The organism is Algoriphagus sp. Y33, from assembly GCF_014838715.1.
GTDB lineage: Bacteria > Bacteroidota > Bacteroidia > Cytophagales > Cyclobacteriaceae > Algoriphagus.
In genome coordinates this window covers 1,180,587-1,202,378 of record NZ_CP061947.1, presented here as the reverse complement: position 1 = coordinate 1,202,378, position 21,792 = coordinate 1,180,587, and the positions used below count along the sequence as shown (strand labels likewise).

The 21,792-nt window shown below is 42.2% G+C and carries 20 protein-coding genes; 3 read left to right on the top strand and 17 right to left on the bottom strand.

The genetic code is table 11. The features are described 5' to 3' along the window. Positions 1–329: 329 nt before the first annotated feature. A complete protein-coding gene (locus ID165_RS04925) occupies positions 330–1,373 on the bottom strand; it encodes a 6-bladed beta-propeller (protein ID WP_192349266.1) in 1,044 nt (347 codons plus the stop codon). An 87-nt stretch (positions 1,374–1,460) separates the two neighbouring features. Here ID165_RS04925 and ID165_RS04920 point away from each other — a divergent pair, with 87 nt between their 5' ends. From ID165_RS04920 to ID165_RS04910, 3 genes are all read left to right on the top strand, one after another. Further along, positions 1,461–2,297 (top strand): sugar phosphate isomerase/epimerase, encoded by an 837-nt coding sequence (locus ID165_RS04920; RefSeq protein WP_192349265.1) that lies wholly within the window; start codon positions 1,461–1,463, stop codon positions 2,295–2,297. 155 nt (positions 2,298–2,452) lie between these two features. Next, complete coding sequence (locus ID165_RS04915; RefSeq protein ID WP_192349264.1) at positions 2,453–3,583, top strand: geranylgeranyl reductase family protein; 1,131 nt, start codon at positions 2,453–2,455, stop codon at positions 3,581–3,583. 180 nt (positions 3,584–3,763) lie between these two features. Beyond that, positions 3,764–4,369 (top strand): DUF2911 domain-containing protein, encoded by a 606-nt coding sequence (locus ID165_RS04910; protein ID WP_192349263.1) that lies wholly within the window; start codon positions 3,764–3,766, stop codon positions 4,367–4,369. Positions 4,370–4,519: 150 nt separating this feature from the next. Here the strand turns inward: ID165_RS04910 and ID165_RS04905 are convergent, their stop codons facing one another. The 16 genes from ID165_RS04905 to ID165_RS04830 form a co-directional block, all read right to left on the bottom strand. Then, entirely contained in the window at positions 4,520–5,932 is a 1,413-nt protein-coding gene (locus tag ID165_RS04905; RefSeq protein ID WP_192349262.1) for a Gfo/Idh/MocA family protein, read from the bottom strand. Positions 5,933–6,125: 193 nt separating this feature from the next. Next, positions 6,126–7,166, bottom strand: coding sequence for a hypothetical protein (locus ID165_RS04900; RefSeq protein WP_225586991.1), 1,041 nt, complete (start codon positions 7,164–7,166; stop codon positions 6,126–6,128). Further along, the gene (locus ID165_RS04895) at positions 7,163–8,380 is read right to left on the bottom strand and encodes an alpha/beta fold hydrolase (protein ID WP_192349261.1); all 1,218 of its coding nucleotides are present in this window, start codon (positions 8,378–8,380) and stop codon (positions 7,163–7,165) included. The genes ID165_RS04900 and ID165_RS04895 overlap by 4 nt, the downstream gene beginning before the upstream one ends. Before the next feature lie 10 nt (positions 8,381–8,390). Continuing rightward, entirely contained in the window at positions 8,391–9,134 is a 744-nt protein-coding gene (locus ID165_RS04890) for a DUF6503 family protein (RefSeq protein ID WP_192349260.1), read from the bottom strand. A 30-nt stretch (positions 9,135–9,164) separates the two neighbouring features. Then, a complete protein-coding gene (locus tag ID165_RS04885; protein WP_192349259.1) occupies positions 9,165–9,890 on the bottom strand; it encodes a hypothetical protein in 726 nt (241 codons plus the stop codon). Further along, positions 9,887–11,221, bottom strand: coding sequence for a glycosyltransferase 87 family protein (locus ID165_RS04880; protein WP_192349258.1), 1,335 nt, complete (start codon positions 11,219–11,221; stop codon positions 9,887–9,889). Before ID165_RS04880 ends, ID165_RS04885 begins: the two co-directional genes overlap by 4 nt. Next, a complete protein-coding gene (locus ID165_RS04875; RefSeq protein WP_192349257.1) occupies positions 11,218–12,096 on the bottom strand; it encodes a hypothetical protein in 879 nt (292 codons plus the stop codon). The genes ID165_RS04880 and ID165_RS04875 overlap by 4 nt, the downstream gene beginning before the upstream one ends. 912 nt (positions 12,097–13,008) lie before the next feature. Further along, on the bottom strand, positions 13,009–13,701 hold the full coding sequence (locus tag ID165_RS04870) for a glycosyltransferase family 2 protein (protein ID WP_192349256.1): 693 nt from the start codon (positions 13,699–13,701) through the stop codon (positions 13,009–13,011). A gap of 6 nt (positions 13,702–13,707) precedes the next feature. Continuing rightward, positions 13,708–15,174 (bottom strand): cellulose synthase family protein, encoded by a 1,467-nt coding sequence (locus ID165_RS04865; RefSeq protein WP_192349255.1) that lies wholly within the window; start codon positions 15,172–15,174, stop codon positions 13,708–13,710. After that, positions 15,175–16,719 (bottom strand): 4Fe-4S binding protein, encoded by a 1,545-nt coding sequence (locus tag ID165_RS04860; RefSeq protein ID WP_192349254.1) that lies wholly within the window; start codon positions 16,717–16,719, stop codon positions 15,175–15,177. It abuts the gene before it with no gap. Continuing rightward, positions 16,716–18,071, bottom strand: coding sequence for an NAD(P)/FAD-dependent oxidoreductase (locus ID165_RS04855; protein WP_192349253.1), 1,356 nt, complete (start codon positions 18,069–18,071; stop codon positions 16,716–16,718). Before ID165_RS04855 ends, ID165_RS04860 begins: the two co-directional genes overlap by 4 nt. A 51-nt stretch (positions 18,072–18,122) precedes the next feature. After that, entirely contained in the window at positions 18,123–18,887 is a 765-nt protein-coding gene (locus tag ID165_RS04850) for a DUF547 domain-containing protein (protein WP_192349252.1), read from the bottom strand. Between the two features lie 239 nt (positions 18,888–19,126). Next, the gene (locus ID165_RS04845) at positions 19,127–19,636 is read right to left on the bottom strand and encodes a rhodanese-like domain-containing protein (RefSeq protein ID WP_192349251.1); all 510 of its coding nucleotides are present in this window, start codon (positions 19,634–19,636) and stop codon (positions 19,127–19,129) included. Positions 19,637–19,672: 36 nt separating this feature from the next. Continuing rightward, on the bottom strand, positions 19,673–20,386 hold the full coding sequence (locus ID165_RS04840; RefSeq protein WP_192349250.1) for a Crp/Fnr family transcriptional regulator: 714 nt from the start codon (positions 20,384–20,386) through the stop codon (positions 19,673–19,675). A gap of 65 nt (positions 20,387–20,451) precedes the next feature. Next, positions 20,452–20,925 carry a type I restriction enzyme HsdR N-terminal domain-containing protein gene (locus ID165_RS04835; RefSeq protein ID WP_192349249.1) on the bottom strand — a complete coding sequence of 158 codons (474 nt, stop codon included), beginning with the start codon at positions 20,923–20,925 and terminating at the stop codon, positions 20,452–20,454. A 50-nt stretch (positions 20,926–20,975) separates the two neighbouring features. Next, positions 20,976–21,494 (bottom strand): helix-hairpin-helix domain-containing protein, encoded by a 519-nt coding sequence (locus tag ID165_RS04830; protein WP_225586990.1) that lies wholly within the window; start codon positions 21,492–21,494, stop codon positions 20,976–20,978. Between the last annotated feature and the right edge of the window lie 298 nt (positions 21,495–21,792).

Genomic DNA, 21,792 nt, shown 5'->3' with positions numbered 1-21,792 from the left:
AATTAAAAGCGAAAGGCTATTACACCTTATTACTCCATAAAATAAAGCACGATCCGACTACATGCTGAATCCAAAAACATGCCCATGAAACGAAACTAAAGAATAATTATTACATTTGGTACCTATTTAATTTTTCCTGCATCCTTCGTTTTCAGAAAGCTCCAGAGACACATTGTCGCCGGCAGCAGCTTATAGAACCTCCAAGATTAGCCGGCTCTAGTTACATTCTGGAAGAAAGTGATTTCCCTCTCCATATTTGATGCAGAAATCACCGCTTACATTCATGATTTGGCCCAAGATTAGAAAGAGTTAAAGATATACTGCCGAAGCTAAACCCTAACCAGCTTAATAGGATAGGTTTTTCCTGCATTCCACTGACATACATAGATGTTTTCATCCTGATCGATACACACATCATGACAATGCTTAAAAATTGCTTCTGACTGCACCATCAGTTGAAGTTGCCCATTTCTATATTCCGGCACTGTACCTCCAGGGTTGGAAACCACCTTATTGTCTATATCCAAAATAGTCACAAATCCCGAATCAGCTGTTTGCTCCAAATATTTTAGTCTGGACCAGCACACACCTGCGTAAAGATTTTCTCCATGAATTACCGGCCTACATACAAACGCTCCCGGAAGAAATATAGTCTCCATATACTCCCCATCCATGGTAAATCGCTTGAAAGAATTATGCCCCCTGGAAGTACAAAGTAAGGTTGGGGCTTTTCCTCCACGCTGATCTACTGTGATGCCATGCGCAGTACTGAACTCTCCATCTCCAAACCCACTACCACCGAACTTTTGGATAAACTTCCCATTTTTATCGTAGCGGAGAAAAAACTGCGAACCGTAACCATCCGCAACATACAGATCCCCATTTGGGGCTACGGCAGTTTCCGTTGGGACAAAAGACATTTGTTTGGTATATACTCCTTCCTTGACAGGCGCTGCTATTTCTGCCACGATCGAACCATCTAATGTGGTTTTCACCACCCTACCCGCATTGTCCGAGATCCAAAGATACTCCGCATCACCCTCGTCTACCAGAGTCAACCCATGCGCTCGATCCATCCCCAGTGTCCAAGCATTAAGAAACCTACCGGTCTGATCGTAGATTATAATATTATTTTTGGGTTCATCTGTCACCATAATCATTCTCCCCCTACGATCCATAACCATCTCGTGACAATTGTTCACCGGTATTTTATCAGGATCCAGCAACCCCCAATCACTATCAATTCGGTATTGAAAATCTCCATGACCTACTACCTTATCACGGGTATGGGCAAAGGAAAAGGAAGGCGAAACAGACATAGCAAGCCCCATCAGAGCGGTATTTTGGATAAACTTTCTTCGATCTGCTTTCATATTTATAGCGCAAAGCATGAATTTAAGGATAACAATCGAAAACCGGATAATAATCCATAGTTTAGATAAAGCCTAATTTAACCAATCATGAAAACACTTCTTAAAATACTCCTTATAAGCCTGTTTGTAGTATCATCACTTCTGAAACTTCAAGCCCAAGAGGTGGCATTACAGCTATATTCCCTTCGCAATGAATTGAAAGTAGCCCCAGTAAAGAGCCATGAGCTTATTTCAGAATGGGGAATATCAGCTTTGGAGGGCGGCGGAGGGTACGGCATGACCGACGATGAATACGTCAAGCTTCTTGCCGACAATAATCTACGTGTCATCGGCGTAGGTGCGGATTACAATCTACTCACCAAAAACCTAAAACCTATTGTTGACCAAGCCAAAAAATTTGAAGCAAAGTATGTCACCTGCTATTGGATACCGCATAAAGATGGTCCTATTTCCATGGAAGAGATCAAAATAGCAACTGCGCTCTTCAATGCTGTGGGTCAAGAACTCCGTGAAGAGGGTATCGCTTTTCTATATCACCCTCACGGCTATGAGTTTACCAAGGATCGTAAAAAATTCAGATTTGACTACATGCTTGAAAACGCCAAAAACTTTGGGTTCAATCTGGATGTTTTCTGGGTGAAAATGGGTGGCGGAGATCCTCTGGCTATTATGAAAAAACATCCCGGGAAATTCCCAATACTACATCTAAAAGATCGCCGCAAAGGAACTCCCGGATCCAAAGATGGTCATGGGGATGTAGAGACAAATGTAGTCTTGGGCACAGGAGACATTGATATTGCAGGAATTATTAAAGAAGCTAAAAAACAGGGAACTGAATACTTAATCATAGAAGATGAAAGCTCAAGATCGGTCACCCAGGTTCCCTTAAGTGCAGCATTTATCAAAAAGGAACTGCGAAAATGATGTGCGCTCTTGAGAAAGATGTCTATCCTTAAGGATAAGCCCATTCTCACCTTCTATCATATCTCTGATTATACAATTAATCAAAACATGAAGCATTACTTCTATTTTGTATTTTCTTTACAGTTGATTTTTAACTATGATTTTATATTCAGTACATGAGTCACTATGATGTAGCGATAATAGGCAGTGGCCCCTCAGGTGCTATGGCTGCATATCACCTGGCAAAAAAAGGGATATCCACGGTGATAATCGAAAAGGAATCCTTGCCCAGGTATAAAACTTGTGGAGGAGGGTTGGTTTACAGAGGAAGAAGGAAATTGCCCTTTGACATCTCTTCAGTTGTAGAACGGGAGTTTAATCAGATTAAACTATACTTCGAAGGAGAGAACACAGTGCTTACCACGGAACGTGATGTTCCCGTCATTAGCATGGTGATGCGTGATAAATTTGACAGTTTTCTTATCACAAAAGCCAATGAGCTTGGAGTAGACATAAGACAGGGGCATAAGCTAACGGACATTACTTTTGATGATATTCCCACACTTCATACTAATCAGGGTGATATTCGTGCAAAGCTGATCATTGCTGCGGATGGAGCTCTAAGCCCCACGGCGAAACTTGCAGGATGGAAAGAAACACGAAAGCTTATCCCTGCTTTGGAATATGAAGTAGAGGTGACCCCTGAGGATTTCGAGCGCTTATCCAAGGAAGTACGGTTTGACATGGATAGCGTCCCACATGGATATGCATGGAGTTTTCCCAAGGAAAACCACCTGTCGCTAGGTATAGCATCTACGAGAAGAAAGAGAATTGACCTCAAAGTGTATTACAAAAAATATTTGGAAAAACTGGGAATAAAAGAAATTGTAAGCGAAAAAGCCCACGGTTTCCAAATCCCGATATCTCCACGGACTGACGGTTTTTATAGAAAAAATGTTTTTCTTATTGGAGACGCAGCAGGATTTGCGGATCCGGTGACAGCAGAGGGGATTTCCAATGCCTTGTGGAGCGGAGAATTGGTAGCAGAGGCTATTTTCGAGTCAGGTTTGAATCCGGAAAAAGCAGGAGGTATTTACCGGCAAAAACTCGAAAAAGAATTGCTGCCCGAAATCAACACCTCCCAAACGGCAGCTAAATGGTTTTACAATTACCGCATTATCAGAAATATGTTGCTAAGAACGTATGGTGACTATGCCATATCATTTATGACAGATCTATATTTGGGAAACAGAAGCTACCCGCAGAATTTGATGAAAACAATCAGAAATAAAATAACTGAAATATAAAAACCCTTGGTTTAGGTTCAGAATATCATACATGTTGATTTTTATGGATATCCGCTTTTCTACCGGTAAATCAACAAAGGATTTAGTGGTATTTATCATTTACAGTTCTTCTTTTACCTCTTTTGCAAAAATTGATTTAGCTTACCCTCTTTATAAATTCCAAAAACAATTTACAGACACATGAACAACAATAAAATCATTTTGGCGGCTTTTGCCCTGATTCTCTTTTTCTCAGTTTCCACATCCTCTTTTGCGCAGCTACAGGCTCCGGCACCAAGCCCATCTGCTTCTGTTTCCCAAAATGTGGGCTTTACCAAAATCAGCATTGAATATTCTTCTCCGGCAGTAAAAGGAAGAAAAGTATTTGGTGATTTGGAAAAATACGGGGTAACCTGGAGAGCAGGTGCTAATAATCCAACGAGCATTGAGTTTAGTACAGGAGTGAGTATTGCCGGCAAAAACATAGGAGCAGGCAAATATTCTCTTTTCATCACTCCACAAGAATCGGGAGACTGGACCATACACCTGAATGGGAAAGGAAACGCAATTTATGCTTACATGAAAGACGGGAAAGTGGATGAAGAAGCATTGGGGAAGGACGATGCCGTAGCAATCAAAGTAACTCCAATTTCAGCTCCTGAGACATTTGAAAGGCTTGCATATTTCATTTCTGCAGAAGACAACAAAGTAGCTTCGGTTACTTTCATGTGGGCTGATGTAATGCTATCTTTTGAGGTAGACACCCAAGTGGCTCAGAAACTAGAGCAATTCCAAGGATTATTCTAAGACTTTATTTCACACCAAAAAAAGAGGCTGTCTCATAGGCAGGGACAGCCTCTTTTTCACCAATGTTAGCACAATCACCTATTTCAGAACTATATGGTCGCATAACGCAATACAACAATAGGCAACTAGTTTTATTCAACTAAACCCAAATCACACTCTCACACCGGTCGTTCCGCCACCGTTCAGTGTGATATCCACCGGCGCATTTGTTTTCCAGCTCCCCCCCGTGAAATCAGGCACATCAATAGCATTGGACCTATTAGCCACTGACCATTCGCTAAGCGGAGAAATACAGCTCCAAAGAGCCGCATCATACACATCCTGATCCAGAGGAAGTCCATTTCTAAGACAGTCTATCAATCGCCAGTCCATCATAAAGTCCATGCCTCCATGGCCCCCTACTTTTTTGGCCAGCTCTCCCACCTTCTGGATAATCTCGGGTGTGTACTTGGTTTCCAAATCCTTGAACTCCTCATCCTTGAGCCAACCGTGTCCTTTGGCAACTCTCGGTTCCGGATATTTTTGTGCATATCCTTCCGTACCACTTACTACATGAAGTCTGGAATATGGACGCGGGGAAGACACATCATGCTGAATCATGATACTTTTGCCGTTCTTCGTTTTTACCATTGTAGTATTCATGTTCCCACGGAATTTCTTTGTAGCATAGGAAGCAAAAAAATTATCCTGTTCAGCCAATTTCTTGGCCTCTGCATGCATGGAAAAATCATTGGATGAGGTAGAGGTCAAATAATCCATCCGGTCTCCTCTGTTGACATTCAGGATTTGACAAATAGGCCCTAGTCCATGGGTGGCATATAAATTACCGTTCCGGTAGTTCTCTTTAAGCCTCCACATATCCTGATAGCCATTTTCCTTATTGAAATTCAGCGCCAACAAATCATGAATATAAGCTCCTTCCACATGTACCACTTCGCCAAAATAGCCTTCACGGGCCATTTTTAACGTCATCAATTCAAAGAAATCATAGCAGCAATTCTCCAGCTGCATACAATGCTTCTTGGTACGCTCAGAAGTCTCCACCAATTGCCAGCACTCTTCTACTGTAATGGCAATAGGTACCTCACAGGCAACATGCTTGTCTGCTTCCATGGCATAAACCGCCATTGGAGTGTGCCATTCCCAAGGTGTGGCGATATAGATCAGATCCAAATCATTCCGATCCATCATTTCCTTAAATGCATAAGCATTACCGGAATAACCGTCAGGCTGATGCGGTGTATCCTTCAACTGGGACTTTGCCTTATCCACCCGCTCAGGAATCAAGTCACAAAGCGCCTTTATCTCTACATTCTCTATTTTACTCAATCGATCAACAGCTCCCGGGCCTCTCATCCCAAGTCCCACTATCCCTACCCGGACAGTATCGATTTTAGGAGCTGAAAAACCGCTCATATTAAAAGATTGGATTCGATTTACTCCGTTTTTCGCTTGGAAAGGCAGGTTATCAAATTCATTGGCGAGAGTATTGCCCGCTCCAAAAAGCCCCAAACCTACCAGGCCGGTAGATTTCAGAAACGCTCTTCTCTGGTTATTTTTCATAGCTATGATCTATTGTCTTAGCTAATTAATAAAAAAATACAAAAAGTAACGGTACCTTATAAATAAAATATGATTATCTGCAATAACATTAGTAGCTATGTCTTCCTTGCCTTAATGGCTGGAAGACCCGCCATTGTGAGACAGGGATGACCAAAAGTTGCTTCGTCGCTATGCGTTTGGAATCCACTAAGTTTCAGTCAGCTAAAAAATAATTACGCATCACCTGCTCAGCCATTTTTCCCTGCGGGGTAAAATCAGGCTCACGATGCTTCCCCTCCGGATACCATTTCCAGAAAAACACACCGGCCATCCAGCTCTTTTGCCATGCTGTTTCAAAAAACGCCTCATAGCAAAGTGCCTGCATTTCTTCGGAAAGTTCAGTTTCCTTTCGCTCATTTGGCCAAACCCAAGGTTCCATGGCTGCGTCCACAGTGTTGCAGTAACCAATCTCAGTAAATATCACCGGCTTTTTGCTCTCGGAGACTAGTTTTTCGATTTTTGGTAGATGCTTTTTCCAGCCGGCTTTGAGGTCTGCAAGCTTTGGATCAGCCTTTGAAGAGAGAGGAAAATACGCCTGAATTCCAATGTAATCCAGTGCATCCCAAAATTTCACATGCTCAAATTCAGTGAAATTTGCTGCGTAAACTAACTTACCGGAATAGACTTTTCGGATTTCCGCAATCACTTTTCTCCAGTCTTCTTCACGTGCAGAGGTCAATTCCAGTTCAGTGCCCACGCAGAGCATGGGGATTTGATGCTCCTCGGCCATTTTAGCATAATCCAGAATAAAACCCCCGTAATTCTCAAACCACAGCTTCCAATCCTCCTCGCTTTTCATGACTATTTCACCCGGCCAACTCCCGCGAACCCATAGGTGCGGCTTGAGCATATTCATAATCCCATGACGGGCAGAAGAATCAAACGTTGCTTTAATCCCTACTGAAGATTCTCCCCACCATTTGTTTTCATTATGCATATCCCAGCGGATCTCAGGAGTATTCTTTTCATTCTGCCAGCCAAAAGGTGTTTGGGAAATTGCATTGGCTCCTGTTGCCTTCAATACCTCCAGTTCCGTCCCCAAAAGTGGCGACCTGCTTCCCACCCAACACACTCCTTTCCATTTTTCAGAAGCGGTGATTAAGTCCCGTTGTAAGGGAAATATTGCCCATAACACCAGTCCTAGCATAATCAGAACTGAGCTCAGCAAGTAATCCCTTGACCGTTTCCTTTTCACTTTGCCAACATGGTTTGAATAATAATCTCCTCCTGCAGTGTGCGATGCACAGGGCACTTATTGGAAATCTCCAACAGTTTCTGTCTTTGCTCTGCATCCAGTTCCCCTTCGATTTCTATAATTCGGGTAAATTGACTGACTTTTGCAGTGTTTTCTTCAGGATGGGCACTGTCAGACAAGTGAACTTTCTCATGGTTCAGAAAGACGGAAACTTCCTTCAAAGGCCACTTTTTCCGATCTGCATACATCTTCAAAGTCATTGCGGTGCAACTTCCCAGTGAAGCCATCAGCAAGTCATATGGATTGGGTCCCAGATCATCCCCTCCAAGGTCAGCCGGCTCATCCGCAATCAAATGGTGATTTGGTGTCATCACTTCCGTGGTGTATTTCTCTCCCGAAAGTCTCACGAAAACCTGATTCCCTTGGGTATCATTAGACTGCTTTTCCTCATTTACTATCACATAGCGTTTGCTCCAGCTTCCAATCACCTCAGCGATGTATTCGCTGTCTTTGGGATCTGATACCAAATGATTGGCACCATCTAATGAGATAAAACTTTTCGGATGAAAAGCCGCACTGTAAATCTCCGCAGCATTACTGATTTCCACGATTTCATCCTGGGGAGAATGCATGATGAGTAGAGACTTCTTCAGCTTTTTCAGAAAAGTAGCCAAGGGTTTCTGCTCCAAATCATCCACAAAGCTCTTGCTGATATGAAATGGACGGCCGCCAATTTTAACTTTTGCACTTCCGCTTTTCTCTATTTCCTCAATACTATCCACGAACAAATGGCGGACATGCGCCGGGAATGCAGGCGCAGCAATAGTTACAACGGCTTCTACTTCACTTATCTCAGCTGCCGCATATAACACCGCTGCGCCTCCAAGCGAATGGCCGATGAGCATTTTGGGAGATTGATATTCTCTGGTTAGGAAATCGGCCGCATCCAGTAAATCACTCACATTACCAGTAAAAGTTGAGTCGGCGAATTCTCCTTCACTCATCCCTAGCCCTGTGAAATCGAAACTTAATGCAGCTATTCCATTTTGGGAAAGTGCAGTACAAATTCGGGTGACAGCCGAGAAGTTTTTGGAGCAGGTGAAGCAATGCGCAAAAATCGCAAAAAAATGCGGCTTTTGATCAGCAGGCAGATAGAGGTGTGCCGCCAGCTCATGGCCATTTCTATTGGTAAATGTCAGTCGTTTTGGGTTCATTTTTGATTAATTATTTCAACGGTTCAACCTTAATATTCTCCAAGTTTATCTCCGAAAGCAGCTCTAACTCACCGGATTCGTACAAAGCCTGCATTTTCTCTACAGGAACCGACTCATCCACCGGCTTTAGATTTAGGTAGTTTTGAAAGCGAATTCCCCCCACCTCGTTTACAGTGCCTACTTCTCTCATCCGCACACCTCCGCCATCCGTATGGTAGCTATAAGCCATGAAATCCACAATCGAATCATCGGCACCTATCCAGTACAAAAACTCATCGTCAAAATCCTCCCCTCCGCCTTCCTCGGCAAAAGTCACTTTGATCAAGTCATAGTTCTTCCCATTGATTTCTGTTTCGCCCAGGGAAGTTTTGAAAACGGAAGGATCATTGAGCCCATAAGGAAGAAAAGCAAAATAAGCCACCGAATTGACCGAGCGGGAATATTTTCCAATCCATTCTTCGGAAAGTGTATCGATTTTCGCACCATTTACAGTCCGCACAAAACCGGCATTGTTCAGCACGTCTATTACATTTCCTGTAGAATCCAAAAACTCGCGGATGTACTCAAACCTATCCGGTGTTTTGAAAATGGTATAATGGGTGTTTCTGAAATCAAACTCAATTTTCGAATTGGAGTAAGCCTGTCCTCCATGCGCTTCTATAGCTTTGTCAACGATTTTCTCAGCTTCAGTCCGGGACTCACAAGAAAAAGCAGCTAGGCCAAGCACGAAAATAAAGAAGTGTTTAATATTCATTGGTTTGATATTCAAAGGGTAAACGCTCAATTATTCAAAAGTTACTTCATAATCAGAATATAAATACTCCGCCTGAATAAAGATCTTCTTGCGCGCATCATCAATTCTATAACTTTTCTGCTCTTTTGGCAATAAAAAACCTGTTGACTCATCGTAAGAGGTATTTTCAATCAAGCTAAGGTTTTTGTCATGAAGTTCATTGGCCACAACCTGAGCCGAAACCGAATCAAAATAAAACCACCGGATATCCGAATCGGAACCATAATCCGCTCGAACAGCTTCAGCCTTTTTACCATCCTCCAATGTCTTCTGCCCTTCATACATCAAGCTTGCATTCTCATCCATCAGATTCCAGGGCTGCGCAAAAGCAAAATAAGCAGCATCAATTTCTGATTTTTTAGCTCTCAAAAACCCTTCATTCTGAATTGCATTCCCACCCATTTGATAGCTCATCTTGCTTCCGTTGAAATTGGCTACATGAAGCACGCTGTCTTTCTCCCACGATATTTTCCCTTCGTAATAGGGCTTCAGCCGAAATTCCAACCATTGTTCGTACTCGCTATCAACAGCTCCGTTTTCATCCAGTATACGTTTTTTTTTCTTGAATTTGATACTTGCCACATCCGCCCATTTTTTGGAAAGTTCATGTGCGTTAATTGACTTTTCGATAAGTTTCTCAGCTTGCTTTTCCGGACTTGGAGTACAGGAAAAAATTAGAGTTACTAAGAGAAATGAGAGTATAAGTCTATGGTTCATGTAGTTGTTACCGATTTGTATTTTGATAGATAATTGTCCCAATATATCGCACCAAACAAGAGTGCATATTCTACGGCTAGAACCAGTGGATTTTCTTGGTAATCGGAATTGCCATAAGCTTGGTACGAGAATATCACTGCAAAAGTCCAAATAAGGAAGGCTTTTTTATCTGTGAATAAGCTCAAGCCAAACGCCGGAATCAGATACCAGGGATGGACGACCGGCTGCAAAACCAGGTAAATCAAATAAATCAACACCCAAAGATCCACAAGCTGCAAGAGATTTTGAGGTTTCTTTTTCCAAGTGACATAGAGGATTCCAATCAAGGCGACCCCGCTTAGAATGGGAGTCAGTTCCCCGATGATGTTATAACCCTTCACCCAAAAGCCTATTTCCCGAAGCAGGGAATAGATTGATGCGTTGAATTCAAATTTGCCTTGATAGAGTTTCAGACTTTGAAAGAAATGAACCCAGGAATTATCTATCAGAAGCCAAATAAATCCAGCAATAACAGCAATCCCCGATCCAATCCAAAAAAGGTTGGATCTTCCGGTTTTCGCAAATGAAAAGAAAGTAGGAACCAGCATCAAAGGCAGCAACTTCATCCCAATCGAAAGTCCCCAAAACCCTCCAGAAAGTCCAACCCTATTTTTGCTTAACCCATACAGCGAAGCAAGCAAAAGAAGCAGCACCAACCCTTCAAAATGAAGATTTCCGGTAATTTCCATGATGACCAACGGATTCAACCAATACAAAATAAGTCTATTCGCAGGGAACTCAAAATGATCAAAAAGCTTGAATAAAAGGAAGAAAACACCAATTTCTCCCAAAATCAGAACGATTCTGATAATCACAATACCTGATCCTTGATTCAGATTTCCGCCCCAGGCGGCAACATAGAATATTATCTGATTCAAGGGTGGATATACCGAAAAATACTTCGGGGAATTCATCTCTTCATAAAGATTAACCAAATAGTCATTTGAGCTTCCGGGATGGCTCTGAAGCCATTGTTCGGGCGTTTCCAAATAAGGATTTTGGTTCAATTTCACCAGTTCTCCGTCCCATAAAAAACGGGGGTAATCATCCGACCAATTAGGAATTGAAGGCAATAAGGCATATCTAAAAAGCATTCCGGCAACAAAAATCCAACCCCATTTTGGCTTTATGCTCAAAAAAGAAATGACGATCATCCCTGCAAAAAGCAATGTGAAAACTAAAAAAGTTTGCCAAAAATTTTCTCTGGGAATGAAATAGCCTAAAAAGATAAATCCTGCCGTCATCAGCAGAAAAACCAAAAGAATAAGAGCCCGTCTGACTGGCCTTTTCAAAGTCCTAGACTTTTACGAGCCGATTCATCCTGAAGTCGATTTTTTTTCCAATAATCCAGCATTTGGACACTCTTACGAACTGCTGTGGTCACCTCTTCGGTGCCGTCTTCTTTGGTTTCCGTTTCTTGCCAAGAAATGATCTCATATGGAAAAGCATCCACATAGTTGATGAGTAATTTTCTTCCGATTTCCTCATAGATCACTTCTACTTCAGCCTGATTCGAACCCGTCTTACGCTTGAAAATTATTGCACTTTCAGCATTTAGCGGATGGTGGGTAAAGCGATTATAAATCAAACTTGGAATTAATTTCAGATGGCCCGAGGGCACCAAGTCGGGATTAAGCCTGATCAAATTGAAAATCTCGTCTTCAGAATTTGCGCTTATGGACAATTCCTGATCACCTTCCGATTCGAAATAGGAGAATAATTTGGCCTGATACTTATTGTTTTTCCAGTTGAGCTGTGTAAATGACTGCCCGCACCATTCGGTAACTGAAGCTGCGATTTTGGGAGAACTCAACTCGTCGTACACCGGAGTGAAAACGGAGAGCATCGTGTGGTAAGGATAGACTCCAGTCACAAACTCACGCATCATATTCAGCTTCATCACCTTCATCCCTCCTTTTCCCGCAGCAGCAGGATCGTCAAGTTTAACCTGCTTTCTCTTCGAAAAATCCTCCGTCACAAAAATCATCACTGCCCCACCTTCCCGCTCCTCTCCATAGCGCATTTGTTTTAGTTCAAAGACATTGATCTCGGCTCTACCCTGATACCAACGGGAAGCAAACTCCTCCTCATCAATAGCTTTTCTTCCTGTCGAATTGCAGGAACCGATCAGAAATAAAAGCAAAACAAGGATGAATATATTTTTCATATGACTATAATTTGACTTTTAAATGCCATATGGAATCTCGCATGGCTGATAATCCCCTCAAATATGTGTCGTTTTGAGTCATGCTCGATTTCATAGGTCTAAAATTACAAAAATCCATTCTTCTTGATTCTAATATCTTGCTACTTGATTCTAACGATAAGAGATTGCTTCTTCGCTCCTGCCTCGCTTATCGCAATGACGAATCATGGCCCTTGCTTCTTGAATCTTGCCCTATCAGTTACTCTCTATAAAATCCCCCTTGCCCCCTTTACCCGAATTTATTTTTCCAAACCAACTAATCAATCCAAGGGGGAGTTCGCAGGTGTTGTCACTAGACTCTCGTCTCTTGCTACTTGCTACTTTATCCTTACGTAAGAGATTGCTTCTTCGCTCCTACCTCGCTTATCGCAATGACGAATCATGGCCCTTGCTTCTTGAATCTTGTCCTATCAGTTACTCTCTATAAAATCCCCCTTGCCCCCTTTACCCGAATTTATTTTTCCAAACCAACTAATCAATCCAAGGGGGAGTTCGCAGGTGTTGTCACTAGACTCTCGTCTCTTGCTACTTGCTTCTTGACTCTTGTTACTTGTTACTTGCTACTTTATCCTTACGTAAGAGATTGCTTCTTGGCTCCTGCCTCGCTTATCGCAATGACGAATCATGGCTCTTGCTTCTTGACTCTTGTCCTATCAGTTACTCTCTATAAAATCCCCCTTGCCCCCTTTACCCGAATTTATTTTTCCAAACCAACTAATCAATCCAAGGGGGAGTTCGCACGTGTTGTCACTAGACTCTTGACTCTTATTACTTGTTACTTGCTACTTTATCCTTACGTAAGAGATTGCTTCTTCGCTCCTACCTCGCTTATCGCAATGACGAATCATGGCTCTTGCTTCTTGGTTCTACAAATTACCAATACTTGAAAATCGTATAAATGATCTTCCATCCAGCTCCAAATACTCCCTTAACCGTTCCACTTACTTTCGAAACACCTACCCGCTTTCGATAATTCACCGGAACTTCCGTGTATCGAAGACCAGCTTTATGCGCTTTAATCTGCATCTCGATCGTCCAACCAAAGTTCTGATCTACCATATTCAATTCAAGAAGCTTGGGCCAAACAATTGCCCGAAATGGGCCCAAATCAGAAAATTCAGCTCCCTGCATATACTTCATCATGGTAGTTGCCAGCCAATTTCCAAATACCTGGGGAAACGTCATCGAACCGAATTCCCGCACTCCCAAGGCTCTGGATCCAATCACCAGCTCTGCTTTTTGGTCCAAAATAGGCTGAATCAAATCCGGCAATTCTTCAGGAAAATCGCTGTAATCCCCATCCAAAAAGACCACAATATCCGGTTGGGTTTCCTGCTTTTTGATCCAGTCCATCGCAGTCAGACATGCTTTTCCATAACCTTTCTGAGGTTCGAAAACCACTTTTGCCCCAGCCATCTCCGCTACTTTTCCTGTGCTGTCTGTAGAGTTGTTATTTGCTACTACTACGTTTCTGACTAGAGATGGAATATCCCCAATTACCTTTGGAATGGATTTCTCCTCATTGTAGGCAGGAATGATTACATCAATAATTGGTGGATTATGCATCGAAAGTTATTTACCCAAACTATAGGCTTTGAATGATGAAAAGAAAACCAACCCATATCCTACTGAGAGCATCAGGTGAAAGGGCAACATTTCGAAAGTACCCAAATAAATATGGAGTGCTACCATACCTGAAAACACCAGCATCAACCCACCTTCCATCCAGGTGGTAACCGGGATTTTGAACTTGAGGTAACGATTTGTTTCCAGACCGGAACCACTTTCCAGGTTAAATTTTGGAGTACGGATAAAGGGTGATTTTTTACCGGAAAGCCCTTCCCAAACTGCCTGGGCATTATGCAAGCCTAGGCCCATAGACACCGACAGGAATAATGGCAACATATAGATGGCTTGAATCAAGCTTCTCCAAAAACTTCGTTTCTCATAGAAATACCCAACCAAATACACACCTGCAATGATCACAAACCCGATCATAAACAGTCCCGAAATTTTGAACAGATTCGCTGAAATCATGCCTTGCGTTCCTGCCCACCACACGCCCATACTACTCAGGCTCACTAATAAAACTGCTATAAAAATACTGCTGTTGAAGAGATGGGCCATCGCGTGAAATTTAGTAGAAAACGGAAGATTTTCCCCCAAAACCGCTTTGGCATGTTTTACTGCGCATTCTGCTCCTCCTTTGGTCCAGCGAAATTGCTGTGACTTTACTGCCGACATAATCGGAGGAAGCTCCGCCGGGGATTCTATTTCCGGTCTATAGACAAACTCCCATCCTCTGCGCTGGGCACGGTAGCTCAAATCCAAATCCTCAGTCAATGTATCATCCTGCCAGTTTCCCGCATCAACAATACAGGTCTTTCTCCAAATACCACCGGTTCCATTGAAATTGATAAATGCATGCTGGCTGTTTCTCCCGATCTGTTCGATCAGAAAATGTGCATCCAGCGCAAAAGCCTGTAAGCGTGTAAGCAGCGAATAGTTTTTGTTCAAATGTGTCCAGCGGGTTTGGACCATTCCGACTTTGGCCGAAGAGAAATAAGGAATGGTTTTCAGCAAAAAATCAGGATCAGGAACAAAATCCGCATCGAAAATCGCGATAAACTCTCCGCTGGCTTTAGCCAAGCCTTCCTTTAATGCACCCGCCTTAAAGCCTGACCTGTCAGAACGATGAATGTATTTGAAATTGATTTCAGGAAACTCAAGGATTTTCCTTTGGATCAACTTGGCGGTCTGATCTGTGCTGTCATCCAGCACTTGGATTTCCAGTAATTCCAAGGGATAATTTATCCGGGAAATTGCCTCTACCAAACGATCTACAACGTAAAGTTCATTGTAGACTGGTAACTGTACTGTGACTTTTGGCCAGACTACAGGTGAAACATGAGGCACCAGTTCCAATGATTTTTTTGCACCAAGAAACCTTAAAAGCAAATGCCCTTGAGCAAGGCTGTAAACAAAAATAAACAGCATTCCCAGGGCATAAATCCCAATCAAAAGATATAATAAAATCATTTACGCATTTATCTTGATGGAATCATTTCCAATGATTATGGGCATTTCGTTGATTCGGTTTTGCTCTGGACCATTTTCCAATTTCAGCACTCCACGGGGACATACAGCAGAACAAACCCCACAACCCACGCAGCTGGCTCTTACGATTTCCTGCCGCCGCTGCGCATACCAGCGCACGTCTATCCCCATTTCACAATAGGTGGAGCAGTTGCCGCAGGAAATGCACTGGCCTCCGTTTGTGGTGATTCTGAACCGTGATTTGAACCGTTGCACTATGCCAAGATAGGCTGCCAGCGGGCATCCAAACCTACACCAAACACGATTGCCCATGAAAGGATAAAAGCCGGTACCGACCACGCCTGCGAACACCGACCCAATCGCAAAACCGTAGAACGAATGTAATTGGTTTGTGACATTTCCCAAAAGTGCAAAACCTGAAAAGTAATTGGCTATAGTCACGGCAGTCATCACTACTGCCAGCACCAAAACACTATGGACAATTACGCGCTCATATTTCCAGGCTTTCAAAGACTTGTCCGAAAGCTGACGGTACGGATCCCCCACAGTCTCGGCCAAGCCGCCACAGCCACATACCCATGAGCAATACCATCTTTTGCCAAAAAAATAAGTGAACACCGGTACACCGATAATGATCAGTAAAATCCCCCAAATCAACATAAACATCCCTACTCCACCGGCACTCAAAAACGTATCAATCTGATAATCGTAGAAAAAATCGTAATCGAGAGGCCAAATATTTTTGAAATCAAAATAGGGCTGATTTAGCAAAACGAGAATTTCGGGAATCAGAAATGCGAATGCCGTTTGGAAAAACATCACGGAAGCAGTTCGCAACTGCTGATACTTATTTCCTCTGTATTTACGGAACATCCGAGCGCCCATCACAGCAATCGCAAGGGTATAGATCGTGCCGTAAAGAAACCACTGACTTGCTGGATTGCCACTAAGAATCATACTCAGCGGGGTCACCATCCAAACCTGATTTACAATATAGGCTGGAAACCAGTACAAAATAATGTAGAACAGAATCAAATATGCTCCTGTGACCATTCCCATCCAACCACGGTTCTTCATGGAAGAGTGGAAAATCCCGTTGTTTTTAATCCCAGCAGGCTCGTCTGTATGCTTTGGCAGATTGTACATCAATCCACCTAAAACAGCCAAACCAATAGAAAGTCCCAAGAAAAGCCAAGGATGATCGCGGACGGGGCTACTGAGCGAGCTTTGCGCCAGCGGAAAGCTGTAATCATCCCAAATCACCTCATCCCACTTGGACTGCTCTTTCAACACATCATTGTATGAGTTGAAGTTTTCATTGAAAACGGAAATAAAGGAGAAATTGGAAGAATAAGTTTCACCGTACATTGGTGCAAGAATTTCCGACATTTTATCCTGATGAATTTCCTTGGTATTGGCTAGAACCAATTCTTCGGTCAGCGTATAATTACCTAAAAACGGCATTACAGTAAATACCGCCAAACCCACCAAAAACAAGAGAATACCTATACTTTGAATCAACTTCATATGCTTGTTCCGAATAATTTTTGGATAAATGTCTTCTTGGAAATGGTGAAATCGACTCCGAATTGACTTTTAAAAGCTTGTTGAATAGCTATGTAATAAGGAGAGAAAAACTCCGGGTCGAAATTGGCTTTATCCAGTTTGGAAATGACCTTAGCACCATCCCATCTTTCCCTGATTGCCTGATCAAAAAATTCATGTCTCAGTCGAAAGCCAAAATTATTCACTCCAAGAATCCGGCCATTTAAGTCCATCAGCATACGAAAAGCCACTTTTCCATCCGGATGCTCCCAATAGAAAGATTTCACTTGCTCAGTATCCCATCTTGCTGGAACATGCCCATAAGTCTGGTATTCTATATCCAGAAATTTGGCTGAATTAAACCAAACGCCCGGTTGGTAGGTGATTTTTTCTCCTGCCAAAATATGTCCCAAGGTCTCTCCATGCATTCTTCCTGTGTACCAAACCTGCTCTACATGCTTGCGATCCGATGCCGGCACTTCGTGAAACTCTGCACAATCCCCGATGGAATACACATTTGGAATATTTGTCCGAAAACCAAAATCGACTTTTACACCCCGATTGACTACTAATTCAGTATTTCTCAGGAAATCAATATTGGGAGTCACACCTGCAGTAAGCCCTACAAATTGGCATTGGATCTCCTCTCCTGATTTTGTCTTGACTGCTTTCACGCGGGCATTCGGATCAGAAATAATTTCTTTCAATTCCTCTTTCAATCTCAGATCAATATGGTGCTCCCGCATATGCCTGACCACCAATTCAGATTCTTCCCTGGGCAACACACTGCCCCAGAAACCAGCTTCCCGAACGAGAAAAGTCACGGGAATTTTCTTATACGCAAGCATTTCCGCCATCTCTATTCCGATCAATCCTCCACCCACAATTACAGCCCGTTTCACTCCCTCTTGGGTATTTTCCTCCATAAGTTCAAGATCCTGCTTGGAATACAATCCCTGAACACCTTGTAGATCCTCACCTGCCCAGCCAAATTTATTCGGCTTGGAACCTGTAGCGAGCACAAGTTCATCGTAGCTCATATCCTCTCCGGATTGGAAAAGCATATTTTTGGCAGTAAAGTCGATTGATTTCACCCAGCCTTCTTTCAGTTCTATTCTGTTTTTATCCCAAAACCAATTCTCATAAGGCTGGGTATGCTCAAATTTCATATGTCCCATAAAGACATACATGAGTGCGGTTCTGGAAAAAAAATATTTTGATTCACCTGAAATCAGCGTAATCCTGACCGATTCGTCAAGCTTTCTTAGCTGTCGGGCGCAGGTCACTCCTGCTATTCCGTTGCCGATAATGACCACATGGCGGTTTGAATTCATTGGGACTGGTATGGATTGGGGCACAATTGGAAATTTACCAAAATCTTGAATCTATTCGTTCAAATTCCAATCATAATCCAAAAAGGAAACCTTTGCATTCCCCTTGATTTTGGCCTTGCTATACTTATTGAGAAAGTCAATTAGACTGCCATTCTTGGTAAAATCCCCTTTGAACCAGGAGAAAATAGAGGAGATTTGGATTGACTCAGGCGAGATTTTATTCCTGCTTGGATCATTTATAAAACGGATGGCAACCTTATCCAGCTGCCCCTCGATCGTAGTGGCTTCGAAAGCTTCATTGAGCAAAGGCGGACAGGAAACCGATGCGCAATTGATGGCAAAGTGAATTCGCGGTTCTTCAAATTCCTTTCTCAAAATCGAATGCTCGATCTCATCCAAGCTGGATTCCTGCCCTCCTATCTTAAAAAACTTGTAATGCCATACATCTTTGATCAAAGGAATCTTCAGCTTAGGCCCAAGGTCTTTGATACTCTCCACCGGGTAATTATCCACGATCAATTTCACCGTAAAAGCATTGTATGCGTTGATCCAATAAGCCAATTGCTCATCCTTTGACCAGGTTTTACGATCTGGAGCATTCTCACTGATGCTTTTAAGATATGTTTCTAGCTTTGCCTTTTCTTTGATAAATCCTTTGTAATTAACTGTTCCGTCTGCACTGACATTCGCTTTGAGCAATTCATTCCATGCCTTGTGACTTGGGGGGGGGGGTTCAGCCATTCCTGGAACCGAGCTCTGGCAACTGAAAAGAATAATGCTGAGGAAAAGTATGATATGTATTTTTGGATTTTTCATGGGATGTGTTTAGGGTTGATGTACGATCCGATGTCAAATAAGGATGCTTAAAATTACCAATTGGTCGTATGAAAGACCAAAAACGGAGTAAGTATATCCACCTTTCTGTCCGTAAAGAGTCAAGAGCAAAAAGGATTTAGAGTATTTTTTTTAGCCGCTTCGGTCTTCCTGCCTTTAAATCAAAGAAAAGGAGACTCCTAGCTTCATTACAGATATCCATAAAACGAAGTATTGGAATTTTAATAAACCTTTTCCCCTTTAGTCAGCCAGATACCCCAAGATTGGGAATAGGTATGCACTTTCTTAGTAGGAGAATTACCCTGAAAAATCGGTTTATCTTCATTTACCCATTCGATCAGGCCTCCGTACAGATTATAAACTTCTTTGAATCCTACATCTTTAAGTTTTTTACCAATTCCCTGAGATCTAGCCCCCACCGTGCAGTACACCAAAACCGGTTGATTTTTATCCAGCTCAGCCACATTTTCCATAGAAAAAGTATTGTAACCGACCCATTCTGCACCCTTGAGATGACTGACTTCAAATTCCTCTTTTTCACGCGTGTCAAGAATTTGATACTCACTCAAATCAGTCACTTGAGAAGGTTTCAGAACAGGAAAATCAGTATCATAAAGAGTGGAAAGTAACGCTTTGTAGGCAAGCGATTGGGCTTCGGCGTTACCGGAAAAAATAAAAAATGCGAATATTGGTAAAAGCGTGATAATGTATTGGCTATGGAAAGACTTCATATCACTTCAAACCCAATACAAACAGTTATGTTCAGTCTATGCATAAAAATCTGAAAGCTTTACAAGCCCTTCCTTATTCAACACAATAATCTTTTTGCCTTTCAGCTCTATAAGTTTATCCTTTTTGAATTCCGACAAAAGCCTGATGACAGACTCTGTGGCAGTGCCTATTAGGCTCGCTATTTCTTCCCTGCTCAGCACCAGATCAATCTGTTGAGTTCCTGCTCCATCCAGTCCATATGAATTTGCCAATTGCAAGAGCAAATACGCCAACCGCTCACGTATGCTCTTTTGCGAGGCATCCATGAGCTTCTCTTCCATCACTCCGATTTCATGACTCAGTGCCTTTGTGAGTCTTTTGAAGAAAGGACCATTACTCACCAATGCTTTGAGAAAAGTCTCCTTAGGAATAAAGCAAATCTTGGCATCTTCGATTACCATGGCAGAATTGGTGTAATTCTCCTCTCCCAGCAACGCAGAATACCCTAGCAGGTCACCCTTTTTCGACAAATGCATAATTTGCTCTTTGCCATTGGAAGCAGTTTTGAATATTTTGATCACTCCTTCATTTACACAAAAAACCCCTAGCGGCTTGGCATCTTCATAATAAAGCACCTGCCCTTTTCGGTGGGAAATCATATTCTTGTTGTCTGAAATATTGCAAGCCTGCTCCTCTGTAAGATCAGAAAGCATCGACAGCTTACGACTGGCACAAAGATCACAAGGATGCATGGAAGAGGTCTTGGACATACTCAATAGAAATGAATTCAGTTTATTCTGATAAGAAGCTCAGATGTAAATTTACAACATAGGAATTAAATGGGAGGTTCGGGAAAACTCTTCTCTTGGGTAAATTTCTCTCCTGAAGGATCAAAACTCAGGCAAATGTGCTGTAATCCGTTGCTGATAACAAGAAAAGGCGTTTTCAATTCCTTATGATACATGCAAGCCTGTTCAATGGTTTTCTGCGTGAGCTTTACTTTGGGAGCTTTGCATTCAACCAGTAAATACGGATTACCGTTTTTGTCCCAGACTACCAGATCAGTCCTTTTGATCAGTTTATTGTAAATTAACCCTTTTTCCAGTGCCAACAGCCCTTTGGGAAAATTAAGTTGAGTGATCAGGAAATTGATCCAATGCTGCCTGACCCATTCTTCAGGCGTCAAAACCAGCTGTTTTTTGCGGAGTGAATCAAAAATCCAAAGCTTTCCATCCCTTTCCAGAAGTCGTGGATCGAAATGGGGTAAATTAAGTGTGGGCAGATGAATCTGATCCAAGTGAGAATCCATGGTTCAAAGATGGCTAAAATAGCTCACTTGGGACAAATGAATTATTCGAACTATTGAAAATCAATATAAGGGGCGATTTTGTCAATCCACTCTTTCTTGAAAATTTTGATTTGCTTAAGGTCATCAGGGGATTGGAAATCACCATGTTGCTTTCGAAAAGCTACTACAACTTTTGCTTCAGCATAGCTGATATATGGATGCTTCGCCAATTCCTCCACCTCAATTTGATTGATTTCCATTTTCTTAAGAACCGAAGGAGAAAAGTCAAAATACTCCCAAATCATATCGATCGTTTCCGGTTTCAATCCATATACCTCGCTAAGTTGATTTTTGCTGTAAAAGCCGCCTATACTCTCCCTAAACTTCACAATCCTAGCGGCTGTGCTTTGCCCTATTCCCGGCACGATTTGCAGGATGGCAGAGTCTGCCTCAGAAAAAGGGATTCGGTTAAGATTGTCAAGCTGTTTTGAGTTTGATTTCCTTATGATGGTATCTTGGGGGTTGAAAACAGGAAAAGGTGAACCGGCAAGAGGAATCTCTGCTGACTCCAGACTATCTACAATTGCCATGTATTGTATATGAAACTTCTCCGACTTTGATTTCCTTAGTTCCTTTAAAACACCTTTAGCGATAACAAGAAGAAGTAAAACGGGGATTAAGAGCAAAAACCCCCGTGATTCTTTTCCTGAGAACCCAAGGGAAATTTTCAGCCAATAAAAAATCCTAGACCACATAGCATCTTAAAAAAAGTAATAGAATCTATCAATCACCCATAAGATAATAGTATTGAATTAAGAAACCAAAACTCACTACTCTTGCTTTAATAAAGCGAACAGTTATTTAGACAGATTACAAATTAACAGATCC

What these genes read in the sequence shown, in the direction of transcription:
- ID165_RS04925 (WP_192349266.1), bottom strand. Translation starts at nt 1,373, where the DNA reads ATGAAAGCAGATCGAAGAAAGTTTATCCAAAATACCGCTCTGATGGGG.
- ID165_RS04920 (WP_192349265.1), top strand. Translation starts at nt 1,461, where the DNA reads ATGAAAACACTTCTTAAAATACTCCTTATAAGCCTGTTTGTAGTATCA.
- ID165_RS04915 (WP_192349264.1), top strand. Translation starts at nt 2,453, where the DNA reads ATGAGTCACTATGATGTAGCGATAATAGGCAGTGGCCCCTCAGGTGCT.
- ID165_RS04910 (WP_192349263.1), top strand. Translation starts at nt 3,764, where the DNA reads ATGAACAACAATAAAATCATTTTGGCGGCTTTTGCCCTGATTCTCTTT.
- ID165_RS04905 (WP_192349262.1), bottom strand. Translation starts at nt 5,932, where the DNA reads ATGAAAAATAACCAGAGAAGAGCGTTTCTGAAATCTACCGGCCTGGTA.
- ID165_RS04895 (WP_192349261.1), bottom strand. Translation starts at nt 8,380, where the DNA reads ATGAACCCAAAACGACTGACATTTACCAATAGAAATGGCCATGAGCTG.
- ID165_RS04890 (WP_192349260.1), bottom strand. Translation starts at nt 9,134, where the DNA reads ATGAATATTAAACACTTCTTTATTTTCGTGCTTGGCCTAGCTGCTTTT.
- ID165_RS04885 (WP_192349259.1), bottom strand. Translation starts at nt 9,890, where the DNA reads ATGAACCATAGACTTATACTCTCATTTCTCTTAGTAACTCTAATTTTT.
- ID165_RS04875 (WP_192349257.1), bottom strand. Translation starts at nt 12,096, where the DNA reads ATGAAAAATATATTCATCCTTGTTTTGCTTTTATTTCTGATCGGTTCC.
- ID165_RS04870 (WP_192349256.1), bottom strand. Translation starts at nt 13,701, where the DNA reads ATGCATAATCCACCAATTATTGATGTAATCATTCCTGCCTACAATGAG.
- ID165_RS04865 (WP_192349255.1), bottom strand. Translation starts at nt 15,174, where the DNA reads ATGATTTTATTATATCTTTTGATTGGGATTTATGCCCTGGGAATGCTG.
- ID165_RS04860 (WP_192349254.1), bottom strand. Translation starts at nt 16,719, where the DNA reads ATGAAGTTGATTCAAAGTATAGGTATTCTCTTGTTTTTGGTGGGTTTG.
- ID165_RS04855 (WP_192349253.1), bottom strand. Translation starts at nt 18,071, where the DNA reads ATGAATTCAAACCGCCATGTGGTCATTATCGGCAACGGAATAGCAGGA.
- ID165_RS04850 (WP_192349252.1), bottom strand. Translation starts at nt 18,887, where the DNA reads ATGAAAAATCCAAAAATACATATCATACTTTTCCTCAGCATTATTCTT.
- ID165_RS04845 (WP_192349251.1), bottom strand. Translation starts at nt 19,636, where the DNA reads ATGAAGTCTTTCCATAGCCAATACATTATCACGCTTTTACCAATATTC.
- ID165_RS04840 (WP_192349250.1), bottom strand. Translation starts at nt 20,386, where the DNA reads ATGTCCAAGACCTCTTCCATGCATCCTTGTGATCTTTGTGCCAGTCGT.
- ID165_RS04835 (WP_192349249.1), bottom strand. Translation starts at nt 20,925, where the DNA reads ATGGATTCTCACTTGGATCAGATTCATCTGCCCACACTTAATTTACCC.
- ID165_RS04830 (WP_225586990.1), bottom strand. Translation starts at nt 21,494, where the DNA reads ATGGCAATTGTAGATAGTCTGGAGTCAGCAGAGATTCCTCTTGCCGGT.